This window comes from Haloferax sp. KTX1 (assembly GCF_902410085.1).
In the GTDB taxonomy this organism is placed as follows: domain Archaea; phylum Halobacteriota; class Halobacteria; order Halobacteriales; family Haloferacaceae; genus Haloferax; species Haloferax massiliensis.
Genome location: NZ_CABPRH010000002.1, coordinates 331,309 through 347,635 on the forward strand (window position 1 = coordinate 331,309; position 16,327 = coordinate 347,635).

At 69.4% G+C, this 16,327-nt stretch carries 14 protein-coding genes; 9 read left to right on the forward strand and 5 right to left on the reverse strand.

The genetic code is table 11. The annotated features are described in order from the left end of the window. Nucleotides 1–5: 5 nt before the first annotated feature. The 3 genes from FY251_RS05920 (at nucleotide 6) to FY251_RS05930 (ending at nucleotide 4,335) form a co-directional block, all read left to right on the forward strand. Nucleotides 6–398 carry a DUF2073 domain-containing protein gene (locus tag FY251_RS05920; protein ID WP_042663591.1) on the forward strand — a complete coding sequence of 131 codons (393 nt, stop codon included), beginning with the start codon at nucleotides 6–8 and terminating at the stop codon, nucleotides 396–398. Between the two features lie 48 nt (nucleotides 399–446). After that, nucleotides 447–1,421, forward strand: coding sequence for a Zn-ribbon containing protein (locus FY251_RS05925; protein ID WP_148413874.1), 975 nt, complete (start codon nucleotides 447–449; stop codon nucleotides 1,419–1,421). A gap of 346 nt (nucleotides 1,422–1,767) precedes the next feature. Further along, nucleotides 1,768–4,335, forward strand: a complete 2,568-nt coding sequence (locus FY251_RS05930; RefSeq protein WP_148413875.1) for a DEAD/DEAH box helicase — start codon at nucleotides 1,768–1,770, stop codon at nucleotides 4,333–4,335. A gap of 24 nt (nucleotides 4,336–4,359) precedes the next feature. On the opposite strand, the gene FY251_RS05935 is transcribed toward FY251_RS05930, so the two are convergent. After that, nucleotides 4,360–4,749 carry a universal stress protein gene (locus tag FY251_RS05935; protein ID WP_148413876.1) on the reverse strand — a complete coding sequence of 130 codons (390 nt, stop codon included), beginning with the start codon at nucleotides 4,747–4,749 and terminating at the stop codon, nucleotides 4,360–4,362. 81 nt (nucleotides 4,750–4,830) lie between these two features. Continuing rightward, nucleotides 4,831–5,532, reverse strand: coding sequence for an Sjogren's syndrome/scleroderma autoantigen 1 family protein (locus FY251_RS05940; protein ID WP_148413877.1), 702 nt, complete (start codon nucleotides 5,530–5,532; stop codon nucleotides 4,831–4,833). Nucleotides 5,533–5,738: 206 nt separating this feature from the next. Here FY251_RS05940 and mdh point away from each other — a divergent pair, with 206 nt between their 5' ends. Continuing rightward, a complete protein-coding gene (gene mdh / locus FY251_RS05945) occupies nucleotides 5,739–6,653 on the forward strand; it encodes a malate dehydrogenase (protein ID WP_089777116.1) in 915 nt (304 codons plus the stop codon). Between the two features lie 111 nt (nucleotides 6,654–6,764). Beyond that, a complete protein-coding gene (locus tag FY251_RS05950; protein ID WP_148413878.1) occupies nucleotides 6,765–7,691 on the forward strand; it encodes a CPBP family intramembrane glutamic endopeptidase in 927 nt (308 codons plus the stop codon). A gap of 60 nt (nucleotides 7,692–7,751) precedes the next feature. Here FY251_RS05950 and FY251_RS05955 read toward each other — a convergent pair whose 3' ends face one another. Continuing rightward, nucleotides 7,752–9,491 carry an excinuclease ABC subunit C gene (locus FY251_RS05955; RefSeq protein WP_148413879.1) on the reverse strand — a complete coding sequence of 580 codons (1,740 nt, stop codon included), beginning with the start codon at nucleotides 9,489–9,491 and terminating at the stop codon, nucleotides 7,752–7,754. Nucleotides 9,492–9,623: 132 nt separating this feature from the next. Between FY251_RS05955 and FY251_RS05960 the strand changes: the two genes are divergently transcribed. Continuing rightward, nucleotides 9,624–11,150 carry a methyl-accepting chemotaxis protein gene (locus tag FY251_RS05960; RefSeq protein WP_148413880.1) on the forward strand — a complete coding sequence of 509 codons (1,527 nt, stop codon included), beginning with the start codon at nucleotides 9,624–9,626 and terminating at the stop codon, nucleotides 11,148–11,150. Nucleotides 11,151–11,172: 22 nt separating this feature from the next. Here the strand turns inward: FY251_RS05960 and FY251_RS05965 are convergent, their stop codons facing one another. Then, the gene (locus tag FY251_RS05965) at nucleotides 11,173–11,709 is read right to left on the reverse strand and encodes a VIT1/CCC1 transporter family protein (protein WP_148413881.1); all 537 of its coding nucleotides are present in this window, start codon (nucleotides 11,707–11,709) and stop codon (nucleotides 11,173–11,175) included. Nucleotides 11,710–11,831: 122 nt separating this feature from the next. On the opposite strand from FY251_RS05965, the gene FY251_RS05970 reads away from it, so the two are divergent. The 3 genes from FY251_RS05970 to FY251_RS05980 all read left to right on the forward strand — a co-directional run bounded on the left by FY251_RS05970 (nucleotide 11,832) and on the right by FY251_RS05980 (nucleotide 14,140). Beyond that, nucleotides 11,832–12,107: a hypothetical protein gene (locus FY251_RS05970; protein ID WP_148413882.1), complete on the forward strand. Its 276-nt coding sequence runs from the start codon at nucleotides 11,832–11,834 to the stop codon at nucleotides 12,105–12,107. A gap of 132 nt (nucleotides 12,108–12,239) precedes the next feature. Further along, on the forward strand, nucleotides 12,240–13,220 hold the full coding sequence (locus FY251_RS05975) for an ABC transporter ATP-binding protein (protein WP_148413883.1): 981 nt from the start codon (nucleotides 12,240–12,242) through the stop codon (nucleotides 13,218–13,220). Beyond that, nucleotides 13,217–14,140 (forward strand): ABC transporter permease, encoded by a 924-nt coding sequence (locus FY251_RS05980; protein ID WP_148413884.1) that lies wholly within the window; start codon nucleotides 13,217–13,219, stop codon nucleotides 14,138–14,140. Before FY251_RS05975 ends, FY251_RS05980 begins: the two co-directional genes overlap by 4 nt. A gap of 66 nt (nucleotides 14,141–14,206) precedes the next feature. Here the strand turns inward: FY251_RS05980 and ligA are convergent, their stop codons facing one another. Continuing rightward, nucleotides 14,207–16,294, reverse strand: coding sequence for an NAD-dependent DNA ligase LigA (gene ligA, locus FY251_RS05985; RefSeq protein WP_148413885.1), 2,088 nt, complete (start codon nucleotides 16,292–16,294; stop codon nucleotides 14,207–14,209). Between the last annotated feature and the right edge of the window lie 33 nt (nucleotides 16,295–16,327).

Here is a 16,327-nt window from a genome sequence, read left to right on the forward strand (position 1 = left end):
TCACCATGCCTGAAGCAACCGCCTCCGACGACGGCACCGACGGGGTCCAGATAGACCTCTTCAGCGGGAATCGGATGGCAAACCTCACGAGCATGGAGAAGATTCGGCTCATCCTCGACGGCGTCCGCGACGGTAACATCGTCATCCTCGAAGAGGGTCTCTCGCCCGACGAGGAGTCGAAGCTCATCGAGGTCACGATGGCCGAGATAAGCCCCGACGAGTTCAACGGTATCGAAATCGAAACGTACCCGCGCTCGCAGACCGCAGACCAGAGCTTCCTCGACCGGCTCATGGGCCGACAGTCGACCCAGAAGCTCACCGTCATCGGACCCGCGAACCAGATTCAGACGCTCCACAAGGACGAGAACCTCATCAGCGCGCTCGTCTCGCGAAAATAGGGGGTCCAACGAACGCCCTCACGCGCCATCCGGCGCTACCATCCACCAATGCCACATCAATGCACCACGTGCGGTAAGGTGTTCCCCGATGGCTCGAAGGAGATGCTTTCGGGGTGCCCGAGCTGCGGCGGCAACAAGTTTCAGTTCAAGCCCGCGTCGAGCGGGAGCGCTCCCGCGAGCGCAAGCGATGACACGCCGTCGACGGGCGGCGCCGGAGCGCGGGACCTGACCTCCTCGGCGGCCGACGCCGTCCGAGACCGCGCGCGGCGGCAGTCCCATCCAGATTCGACCGACGAGGAGTCGATGACCGTCAGCGACTGGGCGAACGCGGACGCCGACGCCCCACAGCGAACCGAGACCGGCGACGCCGCCGGGTCGACCCGAAGCGAACCGTCGTCGACCGACGCGACCGACACGGCCGACGCGACCGACGACCCCGAAACTAAACCCCGCGGTTGGGGCGAGTGGCCGTCCGCGCCCGGCGAGTCTCCGGGGGCAGACCCGAAGGAGCCCGAAGAGTCGCGGAACGAACCCCGGGAAGAGCCCGCGGCGGGTCACCCCGATAGCTCGCCGGACTCGGCCTCGCCCCCGAATCGCGAACCCGGTTCGATCAACGCGCGCGAGACGGACGAGGACAACTCCCAGAGGAGCGCCCGGAGCGACGTCGTCACGCCGGAAGAACTCGCCGCGGCCGACGCGAACCGACGCGGTTCGGCGGCCGAGACGCCGCCCGAAGCGCCGTCCGACCCCGACGCGGCGGCCGGCCAGTCCGCCGACGCCGCACCCGGGGACGCGGACGGAACTGTCATCGAGCCGTCGTCCGACGACCGACCCAACTTGGACCAGCTCCGCGAGGAGCTCAACGACCAGTTCGAGAGCATCAAAATCGTCAACCCCGGTCAGTACGAACTCAACCTCATGGAGCTGTACGACCGCGACGAGTACATCATCTCGCTCCGCGAGGACGGTCGGTACGTCATCGAGGTCCCGGACTCGTGGGGTCCCGGCAACCGCGAGGACTGACCGCGGTTCTCGCGTCCGTCCGACTTCTCACCCCGCCGTTTCCGGTGGAACGCTGACCGTTCGTCCCCGTGCGTACGAGTCCAACCGTCGAATCGGCACAATCGTTATATACGATAGTTGAGAGTATATCTCCTTGGGGAAGCGCTATGTCCGATCCGCACAACGAAAAGGTCGCCGAGTGGGCGTCGCTCCTCGGAGCGTCGCTCCCGTCCGCGCGACCAGACGACCTCGACCTCGACACCGCCGACAGCGCGGGGTAACGACCGCCGCGGCGTCTCCCGGCGGACTCCTTTAGTTTCACCTCGCTCTGCGAACGCTTATCGGCGAGGGCGAGCAATCGTCACCGATGCCGGCCTCCGAGGACGTTGCGTACGTGGACCACCCGCTACTCGCGCCGTCGTTCATCGAGCGACGGCTCTATCAGATTCGCCTCGCCGGTACCGCGCGCAACGGCCACACGCTGGTCTGTCTCCCCACCGGCCTCGGGAAGACGACCGTCAGCCTGCTCGTCACCGCCCAGCGACTCCACGACGTGGGCGGGAAGTCGCTGTTTCTCGCGCCGACGAAGCCGCTCGTCCAGCAGCACGCCGACTTCTACCGCGAGGCGCTGACCGTCCCGGACGACGAAATCGTCGTCTTCACCGGCGACGTTCGGCCCGACGACCGGGCCGCGCTCTGGCAGGAGGCCCAGATAGTCATCGCCACGCCGCAGGTCATCGAAAACGACCTCATCGGCAACCGAATCTCGCTTCGGGACGTGACGCACCTCACCTTCGACGAGTGCCACCGCGCGAGCGGCGACTACGCCTACGTCTACATCGCGGAGCGTTACCACGCCGACGCCGAGAACCCGCTCGTCACGGGGATGAGCGCCTCGCCCGGCGGCGACGAGGAGGCCATCCTCGAAGTCTGTGAGAACCTCGGTATCGTCGACGTGGAGGTGATGACCGAGGAGGACGCCGACGTGTCGGAGTACACCCACGACACGGACGTGGAGTGGAACCGCATCCAGCTCCCCGACGAGATTCTGGAGATTCGCGACGCCCTCAACGAGGTCATCACCGACCGGCTGGAGAAGCTCAAGCAGTTGGGCGTCACCAAGTCGACGAAGCCCGATATCTCCCAGAAGAAGCTCAACCGGATGCGCGCGGAGCTCCAGCGGCTGATGAACGCCGACAAGTCGGAGGGCTACAAGGGCATGTCCACGCACGCGGAGGTCATGAAGCTCCGCCGGGCGGTCGAACTCGTCGAGACCCAGTCGGTCGAGTCGGTCCGGCGGTACTTCGAGCGCCAGCGCAACGCCGCCCGGTCGTCGGGCGCGTCGAAGGCCAGCCAGCGACTCGTCGCCGAACCGAAGGTCCGCGAGGCGATGCGGAAAGCCGAGTCGTTCGACGGCCTCCACCCGAAGTTCAGGAAGACGCGCATCCTCCTCGCCGAGACGCTCGGCATCCAGGACGGCGAGCGCGTCATCGTCTTCACCGAGTCCCGCGACACGGCCGAGGCGCTCACGGAGTTCCTCTCGGAGAGCTTCTCAGTCCGGCGGTTCGTCGGGCAGGGCGACCGCGAGGGCTCCGACGGGATGACGCAGAACGAACAGCAGGAGACCCTCGATAAGTTCCGAAACGGCGAGTTCGAGGTGCTCGTCTCGACCTCCGTCGCGGAGGAGGGGCTCGACGTGCCCGAGGTCGACCTCGTGCTCTTTTTCGAACCCGTGCCGACGGCCATCCGGTCCATCCAGCGGAAGGGCCGGACCGGTCGTCAGGCCGACGGTCGCGTGGTCGTCCTCCTCGCCGAGGACACCCGCGACGAGGCGTACTTCTGGATATCGCGCCGCCGCGAGAAGACGATGCAAAACGAGCTCCGGGACCTCAAGGGCGCGGCCGACGACCTCGAAGCCGAACTCGACCCCTCCCAGCGCGACCTCTCGGCGTTCGCGGGCGACGACGGCAGTTCCGCCGGCGACGCGGGGAGTTCCACCGGAAACGAGGGGGTTGACGCCGCGGCCGAGGGCGGTGCGAACGAGGCGTCGGATACCGGGTCGGACGCCGCATCGACCGCCACGAACGGAGAGACCGCGACCGCCGCGGCGACCGACTCCGAGGGACAGTCCGGCCTCGCCGACTTCGGCCCCTCCGACGAGGAGTTGGCGCGGGCGGACGAGGGCGACGATGGAAACGACAGCGATGGCGACGAGACGGATGACAGCGACGGCGACGAGACGGACGACTCGGCCACCGTCGCCGCGGCGGGCACGGACGACGAGGACACCGTCGAAATCGTCGTCGACCAGCGCGAACTCGACTCCAACATCGCCCGCACCCTCTCGAAACGCGAGGACCTGACGACCCGGCTGGAGACGCTCGCGGTCGGCGACTACGTCCTCTCGGACCGCGTCGCGGTCGAGCGAAAGAGCGTCTCGGACTTCCTCGACACGCTCACGGGCGGCGACCGGTCGATATTCGAGCAGATAGCCGACCTCACGCGCCACTACGCCCGGCCGCTTCTCGTCATCGAGGGGCGCGGGCTCTACGAGGAGCGCAACATCCACCCCGGCGCGATTCGGGGGGCGCTGTCGTCGGTCGCGGTCGACTTCAACGTGAGCGTGCTGTTCACCGAGGACGAAGACGACACCGCGGAGCTTTTGGCGACCATCGCCACCCGCGAGCAGACGGACCGCGAGCGCACCGTGAGCGTCCACGGCGGCAAGAGCGCGAAGACGCTCGACGAGCAACAGGAGTACGTCGTCTCCGCCATCGCGGACATCGGCCCGGTCACGGCGCGGACGCTGCTCGAAGCGTTCGGGAGCGTCGAGGCGGTGATGACCGCCAACGAGGACGACCTCAAAGAGGTTCGCGGCGTCGGCCAGGTCACCGCCGAGCGAATCCGCGAGGTCGTCGGGTCGGAGTACCGCTGAGCCGCGTTCACCGCCCGGAGCGCGTCAGGGAACGATAGTCACCGGAACGGCCTCGGCCCGAAGCACCGTCTCGGCGGCGCTCCCGAAGACGGTTCGCTCGACGATGCCGTCCTCGTGGTGGCCCATCACGACGTGGTCGAAGCCGCCGCGCTCGACGGTGTCGAGAATCTCCTCGCCGACGCGGTCGGCGGTCCACACGTCGACCGTGATGGTCGAGAGCTCCGGCTCGCCGCTGATTTCGCCCGCTTCGAGCCTGCCGCGCGCGTCGTCGAGAATCGCCGTCGTCGCGTCGGTCTGGTTGTTCGTGTAGTGGACGACGTGGAGGTTTCCGCCCATCCCGCCTATCATCTCGATAGCGAAGTCGAGCGCGCGCTTGCTGGCGTCGGTGCCGTCGATGGGGATGAGAACGTCCATACGAAACAGAGGGCCCGCGGGGCGGTAAGTTCTACCGCCCGGAGCGACAGCCGGCGCGAGGGCGCGACGGCAGCCAGTCGGTTAGCGGTCGAGCGCCGAGATGGCCTCGGCGGCCTCGCGCGCGGCGGTCAGGTACTCGGTCGCCCGCCGGGGGTCGTCGGTCGACTCGGCGCGCTCGGCGGCCCACGTCAGCGTCCGCACGAGCGACTCGCGCGCGTCGGTGACGTCTCCGGCGACATCGCGGGACGCACGCCGCTCGCTTCCCCGCTCGCTCGCGGTTCGCGCCGGCGTCGGCGACGCGGCCCGCCCGTTCGTCCCGGCCGCGTCGCGGCGCGCCTCGTCCGCGACGCGGGTTCCGCGGCCCGGCTCCGACTGCCGGGCTCCGACCTGCGGTCGCTCGGCTTCCGGTGCCTCGGCGGTGACGCCCGCCGAAGCGTCCGCGTCGGCGCTCTCTGCGGCCTCGGCAGCCCCGCTCGGCGCAGTCTCGGCCTCGGCGTCGACTCCACCTTCGCCCGCGTCGGCTTCGACGGCCGCCTCGGCGGCCCGCTCGGCGTCTTGGTCGGCGTTCGCCGCGGCCCCTCCCCCGGCCTGACAGGTCGGACAGAACACCTGGTCCTCGTAGCGGAACAGCGGGTCGCCGCAGTTGTCGCAGTGCTTGTTCGTCATCGTCGCGCCCTTGAGGAGCAACTCGCTCATCCGTTGGGTCGACCGCCGCTTCGTCTCGTCTCGCTCGTACTTCTCCCGAAGTCGCTGGCGCTCTGCTTCCTTGTCGAAGTCGCTCATGTGCGTGTGGACGCGACGTGCGTCGAAAAACCCCACGGCGTCGCTCGACCGGTTTCGGGACCGGCGGTCTCACCGGCTCTCGCACCCGACGACACCCCGCCGCTGTCACCCGAAATTCGACGACTGACGTACACGAAATCGACAGACTGCGCTACGGTGACCGTTCCGAAACGTTTACTCGGAATCCACAGCGTCGTTAATGTGGCATGACGAAAGTTAGCGTGATCGGTGCGGCCGGCACGGTCGGCGCCGCGGCTGGGTACAACCTCGCGCTTCGCGATGTCTGTGACGAACTCGTGTTCGTGGACATCCCGAAGATGGAAGACAAGACGGTCGGACAGGCGGCGGACACGAACCACGGCATCGCCTACGACTCCAACACGGTCGTGACGCAGGGCGGCTACGAGGACACCGCCGGCTCCGACGTGGTCGTCATCACGGCGGGCATCCCGCGGCAGCCGGGACAGACCCGTATCGACCTCGCGGGCGACAACGCGCCCATCATGGACGACATCGGCTCCTCGCTCGCCGAGTACAACGACGACTTCGTCTCTATCACCACGTCGAACCCCGTCGACCTGCTCAACCGCCACCTCTACGAGACGGGCGAGCGCGACCGCCACAAGGTCATCGGCTTCGGCGGCCGCCTCGACTCCGCGCGCTTCCGCTACGTGCTGAGCCAGCGCTTCGACGTGCCCGTCAAGAACGTCGACGCGACCATCCTCGGCGAGCACGGCGACGCGCAGGTCCCCGTCTTCTCGAAGGTCCGCGTCGACGGCAACGACCCCGCCTTCTCCGCCGACGAGAAAGAGGAGATCCTCGGCGACCTGCAGGAGTCCGCCATGGACGTCATCGAGCGCAAGGGCGCGACCCAGTGGGGCCCGGCGACCGGCGTCGCCCACATGGTCGAGGCCGTCCTGCACGACACCGGCGAAGTGCTCCCCGGCTCGCTCGTCCTCGACGGCGAGTTCGGCTACGAGGACACCGCCTTCGGCGTCCCCGTCAAGCTCGGCTCGAACGGCATCGAGGAGGTCGTCGAGTGGGACCTCGACGACTACGAGGCCGACCTCATGGACGACGCGGCCGAGAAGCTCCGCGACCAGTACGACAAAATCGCGTAACTCGGTCCGATTCGCGGCGTACCGACTTTTTCCGGATCCGCGTCACCGTCCGCCGACACGCGTGTCTCCGCGGCGTCAACCGTTATCCCCCCGCCGGCCGATAGTTCTCGTATGTCTACGGCTGGGGACGGTCCGGCGGAACCGAACGCGCGCGCCGAGTCGTTCGAGCCCCGCCGCGTCGCCGTCTTTCTCCTCGTCGCCTTCGGTCTCGCGGGGGCGACCGCGCTGGCCGTGTCTCTCACCGGCGGCCTGACGGACTCGCCGCCGGTCGCGTTCGGCCTCCCGCTGTGGCTCGTGCTCGTCAGCACGTGCTACATGTTCTCGCCGTCGGTCGCGAACGTCGTCACGCGACTCGTCACCGGGGAAGGATGGGCGAACCTACGGATTCGACCCGCGCTCCGGTCGAACGTCGGCACGTACCTCCTCGCGTGGCTCGTCCCCGGTCTCGTCGTCGCCGTCGGCGCGGCGCTGTTCTTCGCGCTCTTTCCGGCGTACTTCGACCCCGACGCGACGGCGCTCCGCGGGGTGCTCCCGCCGGGCGCGTCGCTCGAACTCGTCTTGGTGGCACAGGTCGTACAGGGGCTCGTCCTCGGCGCGACGGTGAACACCGCCTTCGCCTTCGGCGAGGAGTTCGGTTGGCGGGGGTACCTCCTGCAGAAGTTCCTCCCGCTCGGTCCTCGCCGGGCGGTCCTCCTTCTGGGCGTCGTCTGGGGCGCGTGGCACTGGCCGCTCATCGCGCTCGGCTACAACTACGGCTTCGGCTACCCCGGCGCGCCGTGGACCGGCTTCCTGGCGATGGTCTGGATGACGACGGCCGTCGGGGTGTTCCTCGCGTGGGTCGCGCTCCGCGCCGACTCGGTGTGGCCCGCGGCGCTCGGCCACGGGATGTTCAACGCCTTCGCGGGCCTCGGAACTCTCTTTGCGACGGCCGGCGCGCCGTCGTTACTCGGCCCGACCGCCGTCGGCGCGGTCGCCGTCGTTCCGTGGGTGGTCGTCGCCGGGGTGCTCGTGGTTCGCTCGCCGGCGTTCGAGGCGTAGCCCGTTTCAGAGCGTCGCATCAGAGGGTCGGGCCGGAGCGGTCGCGTCGAAGCGGTCGCGTCAGAGCCGTCGTTTCAGTTCCGCGGCCGTCTTCTCGCCGACGCCGGGCACGTCGGTCAGGTCCTCGACCGACGCCTCGCGGACGCCCTCGACGCTCCCGAACCGCGTGAGGAGCGCCCGGCGGGTTTTCTCCCCGACGCCCGGCACGTCGTCGAGGACCGTCTTCACCTCGTCGCGGAGCGTCTGGTGGTACTGGACGGCGAAGCGGTGGGCCTCGTCGCGGACGCGCTGGAGGACGTGCAGGTGCGGCGCGTCGTCCGGCCAGTCGAACGTCCGGTCGGGCGTGACGACCAGTTCGCGGTCCTTGGCGATGCCGACGGCGGGCACGTCCCAGCCGGTCTCGTCGAGGGCGTCGAGCGCGGCGTTCAACTGACCTTTCCCGCCGTCGATGAGAAGCAGGTCGGGGTCCGGGCGGTCGTCGCGGCCCTCCAGCGCGCGGGCCGCCCGCCAGCGGACGAGTTCGCGCATGTTCGCGTAGTCGTCGTTGCGCTCGGGGAGTCGCCGCCGGCGGTAGTCCGACGTTTCGGCGCTCCCCTCGACGAAACACACGTCGCTGCCGACGACGGCCTTGCCCTGCGCGTGGCTCACGTCGAAGCCCTCGATGCGGGAGACGCGGCGCACGTCGAGGTCGAGTTCGCGGGCGAGCGTGGCGAGGCCGTCGTCGCGGCCGGCGCGCCGGCGGGCGTTCTTCAGCGCGAGTTCGACCAGTTTCGCCTCGCGGCCCGCGCCGGGGACGCGCACGCTCACGCCCTCGGCTTCGAGCCACGCGACCACGTCCTCGTCGTCGGGGCGCTCCGAGAGGACGACCGCGTCGGGGAGGTCGCGCTCGGCGTAGAACTGCGCGAGGAACGCCGAGAGGACCGCGGCCGTGCGGTCTTCGCCTTCCGGGGCGTCGAGGTGGTGACGCGTCCGGTCGACAAGTTGGCCGCGCTCGGCGTGGAGTCGGGCGACGGTCGCGGAATCGCCGCGGAGCGAGACGCCGAGCACGTCGATGGCGCGCTCGTCGGACTGCGACGAGACGGCGTCCTCGCCCGCGCCGTGGAACGACTCGACGGCTTCCAGCCGGTCGCGGAGGTTGGCGGCGCGCTCGAACTCCGCGTCCTGCGCGGCCGCCTCCATCTCCCGGCGGAGCGGGTCGGCGAGGACGCCCGTCTCGCCCTCGAAGAAGCGGACCGCGGACTCCACGTCCTCGCGGTAGTCCCCCGCCGCGATTTCGCCGGTACAGGGGGCCGTACACAGGCCCATCTCGTAATCGAGACACGGCCGCGAACGGTTCGAATACTTGTGGTCCGAACAGCCGCGGAGGCCGTACGTCTCCCGAATCGCCTTCACGACCGTCTCGACGCGGCCCTTGTCGGTGTACGGCCCGAAGACGGTCGCCGAGTCCTCGGGGTCGCGCGTGACCTCGACCCGCGGGACCGCGTGGGCCGTCAGTTGGACCAGCGGGTAGGACTTGTCGTCTTTCAGGCGGACGTTGTAGCGCGGTTGGTGGCGCTTGATGAGGTTGGCTTCGAGGAGCAGCGCCTGCGTCTCAGTGTCGGTAACGGCGAAGTCGATGTGCTCCGCGCGGTCGACCATCCGGGAGATGCGCTCCGACCGGGGGTCCGCGTATGACCGGACGCGGGCGCGGATGTCGACCGCCTTCCCGACGTAGAGCACCGCGTCGCCGGCGACGAACTGGTACACGCCGGGGTCCGAGGGAAGCGCGCTGGCTCGTTCGCTGACCGCGGCAGGGTCCATCTGGGGTGGCTTACCGCGCGAGGGGCTTGAGGCTGACGCGTCGGGCGCAGCGCCGCCTCGTGGCCTTTTGATTATCCACTTTGATAATCTGCTCGAAAGATACTCCTGTGATGCTCTGAAACGTGGCCTCTAATGTCACTTGATATACTATCTCGCGCCCGCTCGTGGTTCGGTGCGAAGACGCCGTTACCGGACGGCGGAATCGTCGCCGGCTCCGCCGCCGACGCGCCCGACCTGAACGTCGACGACGACGTACTTCTCGACGGCGTCGGGCTTCCGGCGTTCGTCCTCGACGAACAGGGTCGCATCGCGGCGTGGAACTCGGGCGTCGAATCTTTGACCGGCACGTCCGCCGACGCCGCGCTCGGTCGCCGCGACCTCGGTGAGACCTTCTACGGCGACGCCGCGGCCCGCGTGCTCGCGGGGCAGGTCCTCGACAACCCCCGCGACGCCGCGTCGCTCGACGGCGTGGAGCTCGACGACCCCGACCGCCTGCTCTACGCGACCGAAGAGACGTTCACGGACGCGAACGGCGACGACTGCCACGCCCGACACACGGCGATGCCGCTCTACGAGGGCGGCGAGCTCGTCGGCGTCCTCCAGACCGTCCGCAACCGGACGACGGAGGTCGAGCGCCACCGCGAGGTCGCCGCGCTCGTCTCCGAGGTCGAGTCGACGCTGACCCAACTGAGCCGGGGCAACCTCGACGCGCGGGCGACGATAGACGAACGCGGCACCGTCGACGACCAACTCTATCTCGTCGTCGACGCGGTCAACGAGACGGCGCGGAACCTCTCGACGCTGGCGTCGAACGTCGAAGACGAGACGGAGACGGCGACCGCGGCGGTCACGCGGGCCGCGTCGGCGGCCGACGCCATCGTCGAGAACGTCGAGGAACAGCGCGACCTCCTCGACGAGGGCGCGACCCAGATGCAGCAGTTCAGCGCGACGATGGAGGAGGTCGCCGCCACCGCCGACGAGGTCGACACCGCGGCCACCGAGGCGCGGCAGGCGACCGCCGAGGGCCGCGAGGCCAACAGCGAGGCGCGAGAGGCGACCGAGAGCGTCGTCACGATGGGCGACGAACTCGTCGACCGCGTGACCGAACTCGGCGGCCGCATGGACGACATCGAGGCGGTCGTGGAGGTCATCTCCGAGGTGGCAGAACAGACGAACCTGCTCGCGCTCAACGCGAACATCGAGGCCGCCCGCGCCGGCGAGGACGGCGACGGGTTCGCCGTCGTCGCCGAGGAGGTGAAGTCGCTCGCCGACGAGACGCGCCAGCACACGGAAGACATCACCGCGCAGATAGAGAACATCCAGTCGCAGACCGGCGAGGCGGTCCACGCGGCGACGGAGTCGAACGACCGCATCGAGCACGCCGACGAGCGCATCTCCGAGATGCTGGCGGCGTTCGAGGAAATCGCTGCTTCCATCGACACTGCCGCGGACGGCGTCGCCGAGGTCTCCCGCGCGACCGACGAGCAGGCCGAGGCAGTCGAGGAACTGACCGCGACAATCGAGGACGTGCGCGACCGGACCGTCGAGACCGAGGGCGCGGTCGACAGCATCGTCACCGCGACAGACGAGAGCACGCAGGCGCTGTCGTCGCTCGCCACCGAGGTCGAGGAACTGACGGGGAACCAATCGGCTCCCTGATGCGAGGCTGACGACGCTCGTTTCAGGCGACGCCGGCGAGGAGGTTCCCGACCGCGTAGGCGACCGTGGCGGCCGCCATTCCGATGACGAACATCTCGACCCCGTTGGCGAGCCACGAGCGGTTCGTCACGAGGCTCCGACTCGCGCCGACGGCGAAGAACGCCGCGGCGGTGACGGCGATGGAGACGGGAAACAGCGGTTCGACCCGGAGCACGTACGGAAACAGCGGTGCCCATCCCGCGACGATGAAGGCGGCGAACGTCGCGGCGGCGGTTCTGACGGGCGTCTTCCCGTCGGTCCGGGCGTGGCCGTCGCCGCGGGCGTCGTGGTAGTCCTCCTCCGAGCGCTCGGCGAGGTAGTTGCTCATCCCCATCGAGAAGCCGTCGGCGAAGAGGTTGGCGAACCCGAGAACGATGACGATGCCCGGGCTCAAAGACGCGCCCGCGACGCCGGCGACGACGGCGAACGTCGTCACGATGCCGTCGTTCGCGCCGTAGATGAGTTCGGGGAGGTATCGGCCCGACGACTCCACGTCGTCGCCCAGCAGCGTCTCCAACATGCCAGATTTCTACGCTCGCGGCGCGAATAAACGGCGGGGGACGCCGGGGCCGCGTCGCGTCGCGCCGCTCCCGCCGATTCGATGCCGGCACGCGTAAGGGTGCCCCGACCGAACCACGGCCCATGAGCGACGACGACACGACGCGGCTCTGGTTGGTCGAGCGGTCCTACGACGACCGGGACCTCATCATCCTCATCTACGCGACGCCGGACGGCGAGTACGAACTCCGGAAGGAGCTCGCCGCGGCCGTGATGCACCAGCGCCGGATGACCGTGACCGCCGCCATCGACGCGCCGACGGAGAACCTCGAACCCGTGGCCGACGACGACCTGCGGGAGCGGTACGCGACGGAGGCGACGAAGATGGCCGACTCCCACGACCCCGGCGACGAAGTCTGAGCCGACGAGAGGTCCGGACCGCCCGACTGCGGCGAGGTGAGCGTCCGACGACCGCCGATTTCCTCCCGGAATGTTATCGGACGTGATTTCCGCACCTAAAACACTTTAAGGCAGTGCGACGCACGCCCGCCCATGGCCGCCATCGAACTGAACGGGGTGACGAAACGGTTCGAAGACGACGAGGGACTGCTCGATTCCCTCCTCCCGTCGTCCGAACCCGACGCCGTCACCGCCGTCGACGACCTCTCGTTTTCCGTCGCTGAGGGGGAGGTCTTCGGGTTCCTCGGTCCCAACGGTGCCGGAAAATCGACGACAATCAACATGCTTCTCGACTTCGTGCGCCCGACGAGCGGGTCCGTCCGCGTGCTCGGACACGACGCGCAGGCCGAGAGCGTGACCGTCCGGCGTCGGACCGGCGTGCTCCCCGAGGGCTACGAGGTGTACGACCGACTCACCGGGCGCGAACACGTCGAGTTCGCCATCGAGTCCAAGGAAGCCGACGACGACCCCGACGAACTGCTCTCCCGCGTCGGCCTCGACCCCGACGAGGCCGGCCGCCGCGCCGGCGGCTACTCCAAGGGGATGTCCCAGCGCCTCGCGCTCGCCATGGCGCTCGCCGGGAGTCCCGACCTCCTCGTCCTCGACGAGCCCTCCTCCGGTCTCGACCCCGCCGGCGCGCGCGAGATGCGCGACATCGTCCGCGCCGAGGCCGACCGCGGCGCGACGGTGTTCTTCTCCAGCCACGTGCTCGGACAGGTCGAAGCCGTCTGCGACCGCGTCGGCATCATGCGCGACGGCGAACTCATCGCCGAGGACACCATCGAGGACCTCCGCGACCGCGTCGACGCCGAGGCGATTCTCCGACTCGACGTCGACGGCGACCCGGACCTCGCGGCGGTTCGCGCTCTCGACGGCGTCTCGTCGGTCGAATCGGACGGCGACCGCCTCGTCGTCGGCTGTACCGACGACGCGAAGACGCGCGTCATCGAGGCCGTCGAGGCCGGCGGCGCGACCGTCGCCGACTTCGAGACCGACTCGGCGTCGCTGGAGGACATCTTCCTCGCGTACACCGAGGGCGACGACCCGGCCGACGAACCGGAGGTGACGGCATGACGCTCGAATCGGTCGCGCGCAAGGACTTCCGCGACGCCCTCCGGTCACGGTGGCTCCTCGGCCTGACGCTGTTTTTCGCCCTCCTCATCGGCGGGTCGACGGCGCTGTTCTACGGCGTCCTGCTCTCCGGTGAGGGCGCGAACTCCGAGACGCTGTTCGGCCTCACCACCGCGTCCGGCGGGCTGTTCAACTTCTCGTATGCCGGTATGCTCGGGTTCGTCCTCGCGCTCATCGCGCTCGTGACGGCCCACGGCTCGCTCATCGACGAGCGCGAGTCGGGCACCATCAAGCTCCTGCTGTCGCTGCCGAACTCCCGGCGCGACGTGGTGTTCGGCAAGCTCGTCGGCCGCGCGCTCGTCGTCCTCGTCTCGATGCTCGTCGGCTTCGTCGTCGCCCTCTTCGCGATGCTGTTCACCGGCGGGCAGGTCATGTTCGTCTCCTACGCGGGACAGGTCGCCCTCTCGGGACTGCTCGCCACGGCGTTCGTCTCCATCGGCGTCTGGCTCTCGGCGACCTCGGCCTCCCAGCGACAGGCGCTGTTCGGCACCGTCGGGCTGTACTTCATCTTCGCCGTCCTCTGGTCGACGGTCGCCACGGGCGTCCCGCGGCTCGTCAACTGGGTCGTCGAACAGCTCGGTCTCACCGCGCTGACCGCGCCGCAAATCGTCCAGATGCGTCTGTTTATCAAGTACCTGAACCCGCTTCGGGCCTACGAGACGCTGGTCGCGGAACTGTACGGTCCCGCGGCCGCCGCCCGCCTGTTCAAGGCCGGTCTCGGCGAGCAGCTCGTCATCCAATCGACGTTCAATGAGTCGCTTCCGTTCTACTTCACCGGGCCGTTCATCCTCGCCATCCTCCTCGCGTGGATCGTCGTCCCGCCGCTGCTCGGCTACCGGGCGTTCGAGAAGGCGGACCTCTGAGGCCGACGTACTGAGCCTGAGGCGGTCGCGCCTGCGTCCGCCTCGGAGAACCGACCTCCGACTGTTCTATTCCGGCGGGTACGCCACGCCGCGCTCCGCGAGCAGGTCTTCGAACTCGGCTTCCGCGAGCGTCGGCACGTCGTTCGCCTCGGCGTCGTCGCGCTTCGACTGGCCGGGATTCTCGCCGACGACGAGGTAGTCGGTGTTGCCGGAGACGGAGCCGGTGACGTTGCCGCCGCGGGACTCGACGAGTTCTTTCACGTCGCCTCTGCTGACGGCGAGCGTCCCGGTCACGACGAACGTGAGGCCGTCGAGTTCGTCGCCGCCGGATTCGACGGGTTCGGGGTCGACGCCGCGGGAGAGGAGCGCGCGAATCACGGCGCGGTTGTCCTCGTTCTCGAAGAAGTCGCGGACGCGACGCGCCACCGTCTCGCCCACGTCGGGCACCGTCGTCAGGCGGTCTTCGAACGCGTCGAACTCGCGCTCGTCGGCGTCGGGTTCGATGGGAAATGCCTCGATTTCGCCGAACTCGCGGGCGAGGCCGCGGGCGGTCGCCTCGCCGACTTCGGGGATGCTCAGGCCGACGAGAAACGAGTCGAGCGACGGATGCTTGGCGTTCTCGACGGCGGCCACGAGGTTCTCGGCGCTCGTCTCGCCCCATCCTTCTAACTCGGCGAGGTCGTCGGCCGTCAGGTCGTAGAGGTCGGCGACCGTCTCGACGAGGCCCGCGTCGACGAGTTGGGCGACGCGCTCTTCGCCGAGGCCGTCGATATCCATCGCGCCCTTGACCGCGAAGTGGCCGATAGAGGCCTCCCGCTGGGCCGGACACGACAGCCCGCCCGAGCAGAACGCCAGCGGGCCGTCGCGGTCCACCGCGCTCCCGCAGACGGGACACTCGTCGGGGAACTCGTAGCTCCCGCCGCCGTCTTCGGTGACCTCGACCACCTGCGGAATCACGTCGCCGGCGCGCTTGACGCGGACGCGGTCGCCGACCGCGACGCCGAGGGCGGCTCTCTCGTCGGGGTTGTGGAGCGTCGCCCGCGAGACCGTCACGCCGCCCACGTCCACGGGGTCGAGGATGGCGACCGGCGTGAGCCGCCCCGTCCGCCCGACCTGCACGACGATGTCGCGGACGGTCGTCACCTCGTGGCGCGCGGGGAACTTGTAGGCGAACGCCCAGCGGACCGAGCGGCTCTTTTCGCCCAACCGCTCGCGGGCCTCCCGCGAGTCCACCTTGATGACCGTCCCGTCGATTTCGTAGTCGAGGTCGTCGCGGGCGGCCTGCATCCGGTCGCGGTAGTCGATGGCCCCCTCGACGTCCGCGGCGCGCTCGATGCGGTCGGCGACGCGGAGGCCCCACTCGCGCAGGCGGTCGAGCGCCGCCCACTGGCTGTCGGGGCGCGCGCTCGCGTCGAGGATGTCGTAGAAGAACACCGCGAGCGGGCGGTCGGCGACGACCGAGGGGTCGAGGTTGCGGAGCGTCCCGGCGGCCGCGTTCCGGGGGTTGGCGAAGGCGTCCTCGCCGGCCTCGACGCGCCGGGCGTTGAGGTCGCTGAAGTCGGACTTCGGCATGTAAATCTCGCCCCGGACGGCGAGTCGGTCGGGGTGGTCGCCGCGGAGCGACAGCGGGACGGTCGGAATCGTCTTCACCTGCGCGCTCACGTCGTCGCCGCGGCGGCCGTCGCCGCGGGTGGCCGCGCGGACGAACTCGCCGCCCTCGTAGACGACCTCGACCGAGAGGCCGTCGAACTTGGGTTCGCAGACGTAATCGACCGCGCCGACCTCGCGGCGGACGCGCTCGTCGAACTCGCGGAGGTCGGCGGCCTCGGTGCTCTGGTCGATAGAGAGCATGGGCGCGACGTGCTCGACCGTCTCCAGCGCGTCGATGGGGTCGCCGCCGACGCGGTTCGTCGGGCTGTTGGTCGTGTCGAGGTCGAACGCGCCTTCGAGCGCGACGAGCCGGGAGAACAGCGCGTCGTAGGCCGCGTCGGAGACGAGCGGGTCGGCCGCGACGTAGTAGCGGTGGTCGTGTTCGCGGACGGCCTCGCGGAGGAGCGCGGCCTGCTCCTCGGCCGCCTCGCGCGAGAGCGACTCGGCGGGCTCGAACTCGGTCGGCGGGTCGCGGAGATAGGGGTTCGACTCGGCGTCGCTCATTGGTTCGGGTGTCGGCCGGACGGCGGGTAAACG

Bases quoted from the DNA above. Each gene is read 5' to 3' on its own strand.
- mdh (WP_089777116.1), top strand. From the start codon at position 5,739: ATGACGAAAGTTAGCGTGATCGGTGCGGCCGGCACGGTCGGCGCCGCG.
- FY251_RS05975 (WP_148413883.1), top strand. From the start codon at position 12,240: ATGGCCGCCATCGAACTGAACGGGGTGACGAAACGGTTCGAAGACGAC.
- FY251_RS05950 (WP_148413878.1), top strand. From the start codon at position 6,765: ATGTCTACGGCTGGGGACGGTCCGGCGGAACCGAACGCGCGCGCCGAG.
- FY251_RS05925 (WP_148413874.1), top strand. From the start codon at position 447: ATGCCACATCAATGCACCACGTGCGGTAAGGTGTTCCCCGATGGCTCG.
- ligA (WP_148413885.1), bottom strand. From the start codon at position 16,294: ATGAGCGACGCCGAGTCGAACCCCTATCTCCGCGACCCGCCGACCGAG.
- FY251_RS05955 (WP_148413879.1), bottom strand. From the start codon at position 9,491: ATGGACCCTGCCGCGGTCAGCGAACGAGCCAGCGCGCTTCCCTCGGAC.
- FY251_RS05980 (WP_148413884.1), top strand. From the start codon at position 13,217: ATGACGCTCGAATCGGTCGCGCGCAAGGACTTCCGCGACGCCCTCCGG.
- FY251_RS05965 (WP_148413881.1), bottom strand. From the start codon at position 11,709: ATGTTGGAGACGCTGCTGGGCGACGACGTGGAGTCGTCGGGCCGATAC.
- FY251_RS05930 (WP_148413875.1), top strand. From the start codon at position 1,768: ATGCCGGCCTCCGAGGACGTTGCGTACGTGGACCACCCGCTACTCGCG.
- FY251_RS05940 (WP_148413877.1), bottom strand. From the start codon at position 5,532: ATGAGCGACTTCGACAAGGAAGCAGAGCGCCAGCGACTTCGGGAGAAG.
- FY251_RS05970 (WP_148413882.1), top strand. From the start codon at position 11,832: ATGAGCGACGACGACACGACGCGGCTCTGGTTGGTCGAGCGGTCCTAC.
- FY251_RS05935 (WP_148413876.1), bottom strand. From the start codon at position 4,749: ATGGACGTTCTCATCCCCATCGACGGCACCGACGCCAGCAAGCGCGCG.
- FY251_RS05920 (WP_042663591.1), top strand. From the start codon at position 6: ATGCCTGAAGCAACCGCCTCCGACGACGGCACCGACGGGGTCCAGATA.
- FY251_RS05960 (WP_148413880.1), top strand. From the start codon at position 9,624: ATGTCACTTGATATACTATCTCGCGCCCGCTCGTGGTTCGGTGCGAAG.